This is a genomic window from Salinibacillus aidingensis, from assembly GCF_055393355.1.
In genome coordinates this window covers 3,405,002-3,417,476 of sequence record NZ_AP043759.1, presented here as the reverse complement: position 1 = coordinate 3,417,476, position 12,475 = coordinate 3,405,002, and the positions used below count along the sequence as shown (strand labels likewise).

Genomic DNA, 12,475 nt, shown 5'->3' with positions numbered 1-12,475 from the left:
TTAAATTCTATACGTGAATCAAAGTAAAAATAAACCATTACGGGCAAGAAAAATGGGGGCTATGATATGCTAAAAGCAGGATTTAAATGGATGTTCTTAATTATTGGTACAATGGTCGGTGCAGGATATGCATCAGGAAGAGAATTGTGGCAGTTTTTCGGCCATGAAAGTGGACTAGCTATTCTTTTATTCGCCATTATGTTTGGTGTCTGCTGTTATGTGATTTTATCCATAAGCTATGATCAGCAGTCCACACATTATGTTCCTGTGCTTCGAATCATTGTGGGGAAGCATTTAACATCTTTATATGACTTTCTCATTCTATTTTATTTATTTACGACAACCATTATTATGATGGCAGGAAGTGGGGCAACCTGGCAGGCCTTTCGTCATTCATACTGGTTTGGAATCGCCGCACTGTGCATTCCACTGGTTTTGGCCTTTGTCTGGAATATAAATGGAATCCTATCCTTAAATAGTATTATTTTACCCTTGCTGATCGGCGGGCTTTTATATGTACTTGTTTTATTTACTTGGCAGGAGGATTTATCGTTACTGTCCCATATTCATGAACAGACGAATTGGGTGTCAGCCTTTCCTTTTACTGCACTGAATATCCTGCCATTAATTGCTGTGCTTGGCGCTGTAGGTAAGCACGTAAAGAAAAAAGGGGAGATATGGATTGCCAGTGTAGGAAGTGCAGCTGTTTTAGGGATTATATCTTTCATTTATAACAACAGTTTAATACATATATCTGAGGAGATTCTTCTCTATGAAATCCCTTTGTTTGCCATTTTAAAGCAATATCCCTATAAGATGTTTATTTTTATTTCATTTTTACTTTGGATTGCCTTGTTTACCACGGCATTATCCGGAGTTCTGGGGTTAATTACGCGAATTCAGGAAAAAATTCAGGTGCCTCTATGGCTGTTAGCACTGGTTACAGTCGTTATTATGATTCCTTTTACATCATTTGGTTTCGCTACTTTAATTGAATATCTATACCCTTTATACGGCTTATTGAATCTATATATCCTGTCGGCAATTTTGTTGTATCCTATTGCCAACCGATATAAAGATGATTTAAGATATTAACGATATGATTCTGTATAAATGGTGGTACTGATCGAAGCACAGCAATTCCATTTATAACAAAAATATAGTAAGCTAGTGTAGGCGAGATTAATCAAGGAGTGATAGGTGATGGACCAAAGCAAACAATTTGGAATGAATGATGTTGTTGAAATGAAAAAGCCTCACCCTTGTGGAACAAACGAATGGAGAATTATTCGTATGGGCATGGATATACGAATAAAATGTGAAGGTTGTAATCATAGTGTACTGATACCCAGAAAAAAATTTGAGAAAAAGCTCAAAAAAATTATTTCCAAGGCAGAAGATTAATTTCTATTGTTTCACGTGAAACATTATAAAATTGATTTCTTTTGGATAGAAACCTAATGAAAATTAAATTTTTTCTCAGGAATAGGGCAAAAACAATGGCTTATTGAGATTGTTTTTGCTCTTTTATTGATTTGTTTTTTAAACGATGACTATCTATAATGAGAATAGCAACGTTGAGAGGGAAGGAATAAAAGGAGTGGAAAGATAAATGTCTTTAACTGCAGGAATCGTCGGACTACCGAACGTGGGAAAATCCACATTATTTAATGCGATCACACAAGCTGGAGCAGAGGCGGCCAATTATCCGTTTGCTACGATTGATCCGAATGTTGGAATAGTTGAAGTGCCGGATCATCGTCTTCAAAAGCTGACAGATATGGTTAATCCCAAGAAAACCATTCCTACAGCATTTGAATTTACGGATATAGCCGGAATTGTTAAAGGGGCAAGTAAAGGAGAGGGGCTGGGAAACCAGTTTTTATCTCATATTCGTCAGGTGGATGCCATTTGTCATGTTGTCCGTTGTTTCAGTGATGATAATATCACACACGTATCCGGCCAGGTAAATTCAGTTGATGATATTGAAACCATTAATCTGGAATTAATTCTGGCTGACCTGGAAACTGTTACGAAAAGACTTACACGAGTGGAAAAAATGGCGAGGCAGAAAGATAAACAAGCTTTGGCTGAATATGATGTATTAACGAAATTGAAAGAGGCGCTTGAAGCTGATAAGCCTGCCAGAGCTATTGATTTTTCAGAAGAGGAAATGAAAACCGTTCAGCAGTATCATCTTCTAACCATTAAGCCAGTATTGTATGTAGCTAACGTTGGAGAAGATGAAATCCAAAACCCTGATGCTAATGAAAATTTAAAGGCTGTGAAGGAGTACGCTGAGAAAGAGGGTTCAAATGTCATTACGGTCTGTGCCAAAGTTGAAGCAGAAATTGCTGAACTTGATGGTGAAGAAAAAGAGATGTTTTTAGAGGAGCTTGGTATTGAAGAATCAGGTCTGGACCAATTAATTAAAGCATCTTATGATATGTTGGGCCTTGCTACCTTCTTTACAGCAGGTGAACAGGAAGTAAGAGCGTGGACCTTTAAAAAGGGAATGAAGGCTCCACAAGCTGCCGGAGTCATTCACAGTGATTTTGAACGTGGTTTTATACGGGCAGAAACGGTTTCTTACGATGATCTTATGGAGGCCGGGTCCATGGCTGCAGCTAAAGAGCGTGGAAAAGTCCGTTCAGAAGGTAAGGAATATGTCGTTCAGGACGGAGACGTTATTTTATTCAGATTTAATGTTTAATGGAAGGCTCATTATGGTGGACATGCTGGTTGGTCAGATGCGCATTTTAACTTGATACTTATGCCGTCGAACCTAACCGGTCGCCTTCGCTTTTCTAATGTCCAGCTACGGCTCCCAGGTCCAAGCGGTCATAAGCAAAATCCCCTCCATGGCCAAAAGCGGCCACTCCGGAGATTTTGCTTATGCCGTCGAACCTAATCGGTCGCCTTCGCTTTTCGATCTATTGTCCACTTTGTTTTTTTGTGGTATAATACATCGATGTGAGTAATTAGACAAATTACTCCTTGCTCTGTATTCAGAGCCGTTTAGTCCAAAAGGAGGTGAAGACGGATGACAAAATATGAAATTATGTATATCATCCGCCCAGATGTTGATGAGGAAACTCAAAAAAGCATTGTTGAGCGTTTTAACAGTGTCTTAACCAATAATGGTGCGGAGATTGAAAAAGTTGATGAAATGGGCAAGCGTCGTTTGGCATATGAAATCAACGACTATCGTGAAGGATATTACGTTGTTGTGAACTTTGCGAGCGATGCTTCAGCCGTTGAAGAATTTGATCGTCAGGCTAAGTTTACTGATGATATCATTCGCCATATGGCTATTCGTGAAGAAGATCAATAAGGAGTGATTCTGATGATGAATCGTGTCGTTCTTGTAGGAAGATTAACAAAGGATCCTGACTTACGTTATACACCAAACGGAGTAGCAGTTGCGAACTTTACCGTAGCTTGTAACCGTCCTTTTTCAAACCAGCAGGGAAATCGGGAAGCTGATTTCATTAATTGTGTCGTATGGAGACGTGCGGCAGAAAACCTTGCAAATTATATGAAAAAGGGAAGTATGATTGGTGTAGACGGTCGTATTCAGACACGCAGCTTTGACAACCAGGAAGGCAGAAGAGTCTTTGTTACGGAAGTTGTAGCGGAAAGTGTTCAGTTCTTAGAAACAAGGGGATCCTCACAAGGTGACAGAGGTTCATCAGGCTTTCGTGCAGATCAGAATCCTCCACAAGATAATAATAATCGTCGTGAAGAAGATCCGTTTGCAGATAATGGTGAACCGATTGATTTATCCGATGATGATTTACCATTCTAAAACTGAAAAAGGAGGGATTTAGCAATGGCTCGTCGTGGACGTAAGCGTAAAAAGGTTTGTTACTTTACAGCCAATGGAATTACACACATTGACTATAAAGATGTAGACCTTCTTAAGAAATTTATTTCCGAACGTGGTAAAATTCTACCTCGTCGTGTAACAGGAACATCTGCTAAATATCAGCGTAAATTAACAAAAGCAATTAAACGTGCCCGCCAAATGGCACTGTTACCATACGTTAGTGAGTAAAACGAAAAGGCATAATGGAGGATTTTTTACTTCCCCATTATGCCTTTTTCTACTTAGAAGGGAATATTTGTCTGAGGCTGTTTCCTGAATGATGTGCTTTGCAGGCCATTTAAAAACAGGGATAGACTGGTCATCCAGCAGTGCACTATGGAAAAATAGTTCATTCAATTAAATGATGTTCATGATTGGCAATCATTATGAATATTCCTCTTCTAAATAGTGAAATTGTGTTATGATGGATATCCTATAGAGGGATTTTATTTTCACTCATGTATGACTATTGGTACACTGATAAACAGATGGATTAAGTTTACTTAATGAGGTGCAAAAGAGATGAAGAAATCAAATGTTGTTACTGAAGGGGCTCTTTTTTCCGGGATATATATTATTCTGTTGTTAATTACAGTCTTTGTTCCACTGGTTTCTTATATTACCATTTTTCTTACCCCTGTTCCTTTTATTTTATATGTATATAAAAATGGTTTGAAACCTGGTTTAATCATGTTTATGGTTACATTGCTCATTTCGAGTGTATTTGCTACTGTATTTTCTATGCCATTAACCATATTTGCGGCTCTTGGGGGTATTACAATCGGTGCCGGTCTTCATGCCCGAAAATCAACCTATGAAAATTGGGCAATTGGCTCAGTGGCGTTTGCTTTGGGCTTTTTGATTGTATTTGCATTAGGGCAGTGGATGATGGACATTCATTTAATGGATGAGTTAAATTCCATGATCAATTCCACCATGAATACCAGTGAACAAGTGATGGAGGAGCTCGGTTATACGCAGGATGAACTAATGGAAGCAATGCGTGAACAAATCAATCAGATATTTTACCTGATGCCAACGCTTTTTGCCTTCATTGGAATTATTTTCGCCTTTCTAACCATATGGATAAGTTATAAAATCATTAATAGGCTTTATAGTGATCACGGTAAGCTGTCATTTCCTCCATTTCGTGAATTCCGGTTACCAATAGCCGTCATATGGTATTATCTGTTCGCCTTGATTCTAACCTGGATCTTCCCGGAACAAGGGGAGCTTTTAAATCAGGCGGGTGTTAATGTTGCGACATTAATCGGGTTTCTTTTTGTGTTGCAGGGACTGTCATTTATTTTTTATTATATACATGTAAAAAAGATGACAAAAACATTAGCGGTAGTTGCCATTATTGCGGCAGTAATTATGCCGATCTTCCTTTATCTTCTAAGGATTTTAGGTATAATTGATTTAGGATTTAATCTGCGAGACCGTTTAAACCCTAACAAAAAGTAATACAGGGTTAGGAGATGACGAATCTATGTCTAAACTCTATAAGAAAGGGGCCGTAAATTATCATACACGGGCCCTGTATGGACTCACCATTGTTTTAATAGGTGTGATTGCCTACTTCAACTGGATGATTGGAGCAGCAATGGCCTTGATTTTGCTCATTACCATTTATAATAGTGTCAGCACAGACAAACAGATTGAAAACGATACGGAAAAATATATTTCAACATTGTCCTATCGTGTCAAAAAGGTTGGCGAAGAGGCTCTTCATGAGATGCCAATCGGGATTTTGCTGTTTAGTGAGGATTACGAAATTGAATGGGCAAATCCCTTTGTGAATCTGTTTACAGAGGAAGAGGACACACTGGTGGGTCTAGATTTAAATGCCATTTATGATGACTTTATTTCCAGTATTAAAGAGGATAAAACAGAAGTCTGGTTCCAGCATAAAGATCGTACGTACCAGGCTTTGATTAAAAGAGAAGAGCGTCTGATTTATTTCTTTGATAAAACCGAACAGGTCGAAATTGAAACTTTATATAAAAATGAACAGACTGTTTTGGGAATTATCTTTTTAGATAACTATGAGGAAGTTACACAGGCCATGGATGATACAACAAAAAGTCATTTGAACTCCAAGATGACTTCTATCCTGAATGAATGGTCGAGAAAAAATGATATTTATTTAAAAAGGACTTCCCAGGAACGCTTCCTGGCAGTGATGAACCTGGAAATATTAAATAAACTGGAAAAAGAAAAGTTTGAAGTGCTTGATGAAGTACGTGAGCTTATTTCAGATAAAAATGTTCCCCTCACATTAAGTATTGGTGTGGGCATTGGCAATGAATCGAGCCTCCGTGAAATTGGAGAATTAGCCCAGTCCAGCTTAGATTTAGCTTTAGGCCGTGGGGGCGACCAGGTAGCGATTAAAGATGAAACAGGGAAAGTGAAATTCTTTGGCGGAAAGACCAATCCTATGGAGAAACGAACCAGAGTCCGTGCACGTGTCATTTCTCACGCTTTAAAGGAATTAGTCAAAGAAAGTGATAAAGTCATGGTAATGGGGCATAAGAGCCCTGATATGGACTCTATTGGTGCAGGGATTGGTATTTTAAAGGTTGCTCAGGCCAATGACAAGGATGGATTTGTGATCTTTGACCCTGATGGTGTAAATACGGGGGTTGAACGCCTGATGGATATGGTGCAGGAGGATGAATCCCTTTCGAAGTGGTTTATATCTCCAGACGATTCATTAGATATTGTTACCAAAAACACCTTACTGGTCGTTGTGGATACACATAAGCCATCTATGGTGATGGATGAAAGGCTGCTGACCAAAACGGACCATGTCGTCGTGATTGACCATCACAGAAGAGCAGAGGAATTTATTGATGATCCTACGCTCGTTTACATGGAACCTTATGCCTCCTCTACAGCTGAGCTAGTTACAGAATTGCTGGAGTATCAGCCAAGCACATTAAAACTGAACATTAATGAGGCAACGTCGCTATTAGCCGGCATTATTGTCGATACTAAATATTTCACATTGAGAACCGGCTCGCGAACGTTTGATGCGGCTTCCTATTTACGATTAAAGGGAGCAGATACGGTCTTAGTGCAGAAGCTGCTTGAAGAAGATTTAGATGTGTACGTAAGGCGTAGTCAGCTGATTGAACGTGCAGAGGTTTATCAAAAGGGAATTGCCATTGTAAGAGCAGAAGAAGGCCAGACGTACGGTCCGATTCTGATTGCACAGGCAGCGGATACCCTACTGACGATGAGTGGAATTAAAGCATCTTTCGTTATTTCTGAGCGGGATGATGATAAAATTGGAATAAGTGCCCGTTCCTTAGGTGATATCAATGTTCGAGATCATTATGGAACAAATGAATGGGGGAGGCCATTTAACCAATGCTGCCACCCAAATAAGTGATACAACTGTTTATGATGCTGAAGAACAGTTGAAGGAAATCATAGATGAATATCTGGAAGGGAGAGAAGACAAGTGAAGGTTATTTTCAATAAAGACGTAAAAGGCAAAGGAAAAAAAGGCGAAGTAAAGGATGTAGCTGAGGGCTATGCACGTAATTATCTTTTAAAAAACAACCTTGCCGTGGAAGCAACCAATGCGAACTTAAAAGCACTGGAAGCGAAGAAGAACAAGCAGAAGAAGCAGGAACAGGAAGAATTAGAAGAAGCAAAAAAGCTTAAAGAAACCCTTGCCAATCTTACTGTGGAATTAAAGGCAAAAGCAGGAGATGCAGGTCGGTTGTTTGGTTCAATTACCAGCAAGCAAATTGCCGATGAACTAAACAAAACCCATAATATTAAAGTTGATAAACGTAAAATTGAACTTGATGAGCCAATTCGTGCATTAGGATATACCAATGTTCCAGTCAAGCTTCATCAGGAGGTTACAGGAACCATCAAAGTACATGTTGGGGAAAAATAATTTTTCCTCAGCTGAAAGGGGAAACTTGTTTTGAACGAGATATGGAATGATCGTACTCCACCTCATAATATAGAAGCAGAGCAAGCAGTTATTGGTGCCATTTTTTTAGAACCACAAGCGGTTGTTACAGCTTCGGAAATTTTAGTTCCGGAAGATTTCTATCGGGCAAGTCATCAGAAAATCTATGAAATGATGCTTCAGCTCTCAGATCGTGGAGAGCCGATTGACCTTGTAACCATCACAACCCTTCTTCAGGATCAAAAGCTGCTGGATGACATTGGTGGTGTATCTTATTTAAGTGATTTGGCCAATTCAGTTCCTACAGCTGCAAACATTGAGTACTATGCGAGAATTGTTGAGGAAAAATCCACACTAAGACGATTAATTTCAGCAGCTACGAATATTGTACAAACAAGTTTTTCCGAGGAAGAAGAAGTAACAAATGTTTTAAATGATGCTGAAAAAAGCATCTTAGAAGTTTCCAATCAAAAGAACTCCGGAAAATTTAAAAATATAAAAGATGTTTTAATTGAAGTCTATGATAATATTGAACAGCTTCATCACCATGATGCAGAAGTTACAGGTGTTGCTACAGGCTTTAAAGACCTGGACCAGATTACGTCCGGCTTCCAGAAAAATGATTTAATTATTGTTGCGGCCCGTCCATCTGTGGGAAAGACTGCATTTGCCTTAAACATTGCTCAGAATGTTTCCGTTCAAACTGACGAAAATGTAGCCATATTCAGTCTGGAGATGGGGGCTGAACAGCTGGTGATGCGTATGCTTTGTGCAGAAGGGAATATTGATGCACAGAGACTCAGAACAGGAAATCTCACAGCTGAAGACTGGGGTAAGCTAACGATGGCGATGGGAAGTCTATCAAATGCAGGAATTTATATTGATGATACTCCTGGCGTAAAAGTTAATGAAATACGTTCCAAATGCCGCCGTTTAAAACAGGATGGCGGTCTTGGTATGATTTTAATTGACTATTTACAGCTTATTCAGGGCTCTGGCACGCGCAGTGGTGAAAACCGTCAGCAGGAAGTTTCAGAGATTTCGAGACAGCTAAAAGCCCTTGCCAGAGAATTGAATGTTCCTGTTATTGCCTTATCTCAGCTTTCCCGTGGGGTTGAACAAAGACAGGACAAGCGTCCAATTATGTCCGACATTCGTGAATCCGGAAGTATTGAGCAGGACGCGGACGTTATCGGCTTCCTGTATCGTGATGACTATTATAATCGGGAAGACTCAGAGAAAGAGAATATCATTGAGATTATTATTGCCAAGCAGAGAAATGGACCTGTTGGCACAGTTGAATTAGCCTTTGTAAAAGAATACAACAAATTCGTAAACTTAGATCAGAGGTATGGCGAAGAGGACATCCCGCCAGCTTAGAAACCTATTTCAGTTATGATAGGTTTCTTTTTTTGGTTTCATAGAGAACTAGGAGTGATAAGGCCTGCTGTGGATAATTAAGATAATGGATGTGAAAGATGGATGGCGGGTGTGAATTGTGGATAAAAGGGCTTGAGATTTTATATAAATGGCCTTCATAAACGGAATGAAGGCTAAAAACCGGGGAAATGGCACCCCCATTGTCCTTCAGCCTCATGTTATCTTTTAAAGATGCAAAGCTAATCTTTGTGAAACCACTCCTCAGAGCCATCAACTAAAATGGCTTTTCCTTCCGCATTCTTGTTCCCGGTTAAATGGTACCAGATTTGCGCTTCATCCAAGAGAACCATTTGGGCCTCTTCGCCATCAACCAGAACTTTTTCATATTTGCTGCCGACTGTTCCACAGTAAATGTAAGGGCCACCGTCTGTAATTGTTGTCTGACCCCATTTTTGATTGCAGCTTGCGGATGCCGCCCATTCCCACTTGTCTCCCGCACCCTTTGAAACATTAGCTTTAAAATAAACCAGTGAGGTATTTTTTTTAGGAGGCGTCTGATAGAGTACGATTCCTTTTTCAGCAGCTTTGTCCTTATGTAAATAAAACATTGAATAATTCTCAATATCATGATCGTTCATTTCCTCGTGAAAGACTTCCTCCATCGTTTGGGAGCTGCAGCCCGTTAATAAAAACACTGGGACCAAAATTAAAAAATAGATCTTTTTAATACTACCCCTCCGTTTTCATTTCTATTAGTTCTATCCTAACAAACCTGTCTAATCAGTTTAAGAAGTTTTAATAGCTACATAGATGTAACAAACAGCATCAAAAGCATGAGAATGGTTAGTAAAACACTTAAAAAGATGGATAATAATGCTGCAATTATATTCGTTTTACATTCTCTTATCCCGAACGCAAGGCCACCTAAAACAATCAACCACCAGAGTATTTCCTCTAACACAGAATTAAAACTGGCTAATGCTCCAGTGAAGAACAATAGAAACAGGGTCAGTTGCAGGAATATCGTGCATAACACCAGTAAAGAGGTTTTTTTCAGAGTATCCCTTTGTTGACGGTATACAGCAGCACCTATAATGATAAAAAGAACAGCAAGAAACAGGACAAATAGCAGTACCAAACCGGTAAATGGCATAAATGTTCTCCTCTCATTTAGAATCCCGGACTTCCAAGCTGAGATGTTTTATCTTTTATTTATTAAAACATAGGAGGCTTCTTAAAACAATATAATAATATTAAAATAAAATAATAATTTATTGTAAAACGATATATTATATAATAAGATTGGGATAGGATAATAAAAGAGAGGTGCTTACCATGAAACAAGGAGCAACATTATTTTTAAAAGTGGCCATTTTCTTCATTGGGGTTACCGTGCTTGTTTTGTGTGTATTCGCGTTACCCCGATTAGCGAGCTACACAGCGGAAATGTATCCGGAATTTGCATATTTGCAGTATCCTGTTTTAATCGGATTGTATGGAACCGTTATCCCGTTTTTTATGGGGCTTTATCAGACTTTACAGCTTTTAAAGTTCATTGATCAGAACTATGCCTTTTCGGATAGGTCTGCAGCGGCTTTGATGTATATAAAATATTGTGCAGTAACGATCAGTATTTTGTATGCAGCAGGTACGTTATTTCTTATAACCCAAAGCGCTCTTCACCCTGGAATAGCTATCATTGGACTTATCATCATTTTTACCTCTGTAGTGATTGCGATTTTCGCCGGAGTACTTCAGAAGTTACTTAAAAATGCCTTGGACTTAAAAACGGAAAATGATTTAACAGTCTGAGGTGAGAGCAATACATAATATCTCGAATAAAATGTACTATTATATCAATAATGTTCGGATTTTGCTTGACGATGATTCCATAACATTGGTAGAATTAGCTTGGATATTAGAGTGGTTATATTTTTGGGGGTGTGTTAAATGACAACAGCAGTAGTCGTAGGAACCCAATGGGGAGATGAAGGAAAAGGGAAGATTACAGACTTTTTATCAAAGCAGGCTGAATTAGTTGCCCGCTATCAGGGAGGAAATAATGCCGGCCATACCATCGTATTTAATGGGGATACATATAAGCTGCATTTAATTCCGTCCGGGATCTTTTATGAGGATAAGACCTGTGTAATGGGGAATGGCCTGGTGATTAATCCTAAAGCACTGATTGAGGAAATGAACTATTTAAAGGAACGCTCCATTTCCCTGGATCAATTACGGATCAGCAATCGGGCGCACGTTATTTTACCTTATCATATCAAGCTGGATGAGCTTCAGGAGCAGAGCAAGGGCGATAATAAAATTGGCACAACGAAAAAAGGAATTGGTCCGGCCTATTCAGATAAAATCGCACGTACTGGAATTCGTATTGCTGATTTATTAGATAAAGATATTTTCTGGTCTAAGCTGCAGGCCAATGTGGAAGAAAAAAATCTTCTGTTTGAAAAAATTTATGATGCAGAGCCGGTTGATGCCGAGAAAATTTTTGAAGAGTACTTTGCCTATGGGCAGGAGATTGCTCCATATGTATGCGATACTTCCGTAATTTTAAATGAAGCGGCAGATGAAGGAAAGGATATTTTATTTGAAGGTGCACAAGGCGTGATGCTGGACATTGATCAGGGTACATATCCATTCGTGACATCATCCAACCCTTCTGCAGGCGGCGTAACTGTTGGAGCCGGGATTGGCCCTTCTAAGATAAATCGTGTGATGGGCGTTTCAAAAGCTTACACGACCCGCGTAGGTGATGGTCCGTTCCCGACAGAGCTTCATGATGAGATCGGCAATCAAATTAGAGAAACAGGACGGGAATATGGAACAACCACAGGCCGTCCAAGAAGGGTAGGATGGTTTGATACCGTGGTGGTTCGCCATGCAAAAAGAGTAAGTGGAATTACGGATCTATCCTTAAATTCATTAGATGTTCTGACTGGTTTGGACACGGTGAAAATATGTACAGCCTATGAGTATCAGGGCAAACAGATTGATGAATACCCTGCAAGCTTGAGTGTACTATCTGAGTGCAGCCCTGTATACGAAGAACTGCCGGGTTGGAAGGAAGACATCACAGGTGTTCGTTCTTTTGACGATTTACCCGTAAACACTCAAAATTACATGGAGAGAATTTCCGAATTGACAGGAATCCCCATTGCCATCTTTTCCGTAGGCCCTGATCGTGCACAAACGATCGTTCAGAAGGATATCTACAGTGAATAGCAGGGTCTGTAAGGCAGGAAAACAGATGGCTTCCAAGGCTTATCAGGAGAAAT

13 protein-coding genes and 1 pseudogene are annotated in these 12,475 nt (G+C 39.4%); 12 read left to right on the top strand and 2 right to left on the bottom strand.

The window, feature by feature from the left end:
* Positions 1–66: 66 nt before the first annotated feature.
* The 10 genes and pseudogenes from ACZ5OK_RS17480 (at position 67) to dnaB (ending at position 9,182) form a co-directional block, all read left to right on the top strand.
* Positions 67–1,095: a YkvI family membrane protein gene (locus ACZ5OK_RS17480; protein WP_343843305.1), complete on the top strand. Its 1,029-nt coding sequence runs from the start codon at positions 67–69 to the stop codon at positions 1,093–1,095.
* 108 nt (positions 1,096–1,203) lie between these two features.
* The gene (locus ACZ5OK_RS17475; protein ID WP_343843303.1) at positions 1,204–1,404 is read left to right on the top strand and encodes a DUF951 domain-containing protein; all 201 of its coding nucleotides are present in this window, start codon (positions 1,204–1,206) and stop codon (positions 1,402–1,404) included.
* A gap of 208 nt (positions 1,405–1,612) precedes the next feature.
* Positions 1,613–2,713: a redox-regulated ATPase YchF gene (ychF, locus tag ACZ5OK_RS17470; RefSeq protein WP_343843300.1), complete on the top strand. Its 1,101-nt coding sequence runs from the start codon at positions 1,613–1,615 to the stop codon at positions 2,711–2,713.
* Between the two features lie 330 nt (positions 2,714–3,043).
* Positions 3,044–3,334: a 30S ribosomal protein S6 gene (rpsF, locus tag ACZ5OK_RS17465; protein ID WP_343843298.1), complete on the top strand. Its 291-nt coding sequence runs from the start codon at positions 3,044–3,046 to the stop codon at positions 3,332–3,334.
* A 12-nt stretch (positions 3,335–3,346) separates the two neighbouring features.
* Entirely contained in the window at positions 3,347–3,808 is a 462-nt protein-coding gene (gene ssb, locus ACZ5OK_RS17460; RefSeq protein WP_343843295.1) for a single-stranded DNA-binding protein, read from the top strand.
* 24 nt (positions 3,809–3,832) lie between these two features.
* On the top strand, positions 3,833–4,057 hold the full coding sequence (rpsR, locus tag ACZ5OK_RS17455; RefSeq protein WP_093132635.1) for a 30S ribosomal protein S18: 225 nt from the start codon (positions 3,833–3,835) through the stop codon (positions 4,055–4,057).
* A 333-nt stretch (positions 4,058–4,390) separates the two neighbouring features.
* Complete coding sequence (locus ACZ5OK_RS17450; protein ID WP_343843289.1) at positions 4,391–5,335, top strand: YybS family protein; 945 nt, start codon at positions 4,391–4,393, stop codon at positions 5,333–5,335.
* Positions 5,336–5,360: 25 nt separating this feature from the next.
* Positions 5,361–7,341: pseudogene (locus ACZ5OK_RS17445) on the top strand (DHH family phosphoesterase).
* Positions 7,338–7,784: a 50S ribosomal protein L9 gene (gene rplI / locus ACZ5OK_RS17440; RefSeq protein ID WP_044164560.1), complete on the top strand. Its 447-nt coding sequence runs from the start codon at positions 7,338–7,340 to the stop codon at positions 7,782–7,784. The pseudogene ACZ5OK_RS17445 and the gene rplI overlap by 4 nt, the downstream one beginning before the upstream one ends.
* A gap of 30 nt (positions 7,785–7,814) precedes the next feature.
* On the top strand, positions 7,815–9,182 hold the full coding sequence (gene dnaB, locus ACZ5OK_RS17435) for a replicative DNA helicase (protein WP_044164563.1): 1,368 nt from the start codon (positions 7,815–7,817) through the stop codon (positions 9,180–9,182).
* A 239-nt stretch (positions 9,183–9,421) separates the two neighbouring features.
* Here dnaB and ACZ5OK_RS17430 read toward each other — a convergent pair whose 3' ends face one another.
* Both ACZ5OK_RS17430 and ACZ5OK_RS17425 read right to left on the bottom strand, forming a co-directional pair.
* Positions 9,422–9,877, bottom strand: coding sequence for a hypothetical protein (locus ACZ5OK_RS17430; protein WP_343843280.1), 456 nt, complete (start codon positions 9,875–9,877; stop codon positions 9,422–9,424).
* A gap of 107 nt (positions 9,878–9,984) precedes the next feature.
* On the bottom strand, positions 9,985–10,335 hold the full coding sequence (locus ACZ5OK_RS17425) for a hypothetical protein (protein ID WP_343843277.1): 351 nt from the start codon (positions 10,333–10,335) through the stop codon (positions 9,985–9,987).
* 182 nt (positions 10,336–10,517) lie between these two features.
* Here ACZ5OK_RS17425 and ACZ5OK_RS17420 point away from each other — a divergent pair, with 182 nt between their 5' ends.
* Both ACZ5OK_RS17420 and ACZ5OK_RS17415 read left to right on the top strand, forming a co-directional pair.
* Complete coding sequence (locus ACZ5OK_RS17420) at positions 10,518–10,994, top strand: DUF2975 domain-containing protein (protein WP_343843274.1); 477 nt, start codon at positions 10,518–10,520, stop codon at positions 10,992–10,994.
* A gap of 138 nt (positions 10,995–11,132) precedes the next feature.
* Complete coding sequence (locus ACZ5OK_RS17415; RefSeq protein WP_343843271.1) at positions 11,133–12,422, top strand: adenylosuccinate synthase; 1,290 nt, start codon at positions 11,133–11,135, stop codon at positions 12,420–12,422.
* Positions 12,423–12,475 lie beyond the last annotated feature (53 nt).

Coding starts and splice junctions, on each gene's coding strand:
- ACZ5OK_RS17480 (WP_343843305.1), top strand. CDS start 67: ATGCTAAAAGCAGGATTTAAATGGATGTTCTTAATTATTGGTACAATG.
- ACZ5OK_RS17425 (WP_343843277.1), bottom strand. CDS start 10,335: ATGCCATTTACCGGTTTGGTACTGCTATTTGTCCTGTTTCTTGCTGTT.
- ACZ5OK_RS17475 (WP_343843303.1), top strand. CDS start 1,204: ATGGACCAAAGCAAACAATTTGGAATGAATGATGTTGTTGAAATGAAA.
- ychF (WP_343843300.1), top strand. CDS start 1,613: ATGTCTTTAACTGCAGGAATCGTCGGACTACCGAACGTGGGAAAATCC.
- ACZ5OK_RS17450 (WP_343843289.1), top strand. CDS start 4,391: ATGAAGAAATCAAATGTTGTTACTGAAGGGGCTCTTTTTTCCGGGATA.
- ACZ5OK_RS17420 (WP_343843274.1), top strand. CDS start 10,518: ATGAAACAAGGAGCAACATTATTTTTAAAAGTGGCCATTTTCTTCATT.
- rpsF (WP_343843298.1), top strand. CDS start 3,044: ATGACAAAATATGAAATTATGTATATCATCCGCCCAGATGTTGATGAG.
- ssb (WP_343843295.1), top strand. CDS start 3,347: ATGATGAATCGTGTCGTTCTTGTAGGAAGATTAACAAAGGATCCTGAC.
- ACZ5OK_RS17415 (WP_343843271.1), top strand. CDS start 11,133: ATGACAACAGCAGTAGTCGTAGGAACCCAATGGGGAGATGAAGGAAAA.
- rpsR (WP_093132635.1), top strand. CDS start 3,833: ATGGCTCGTCGTGGACGTAAGCGTAAAAAGGTTTGTTACTTTACAGCC.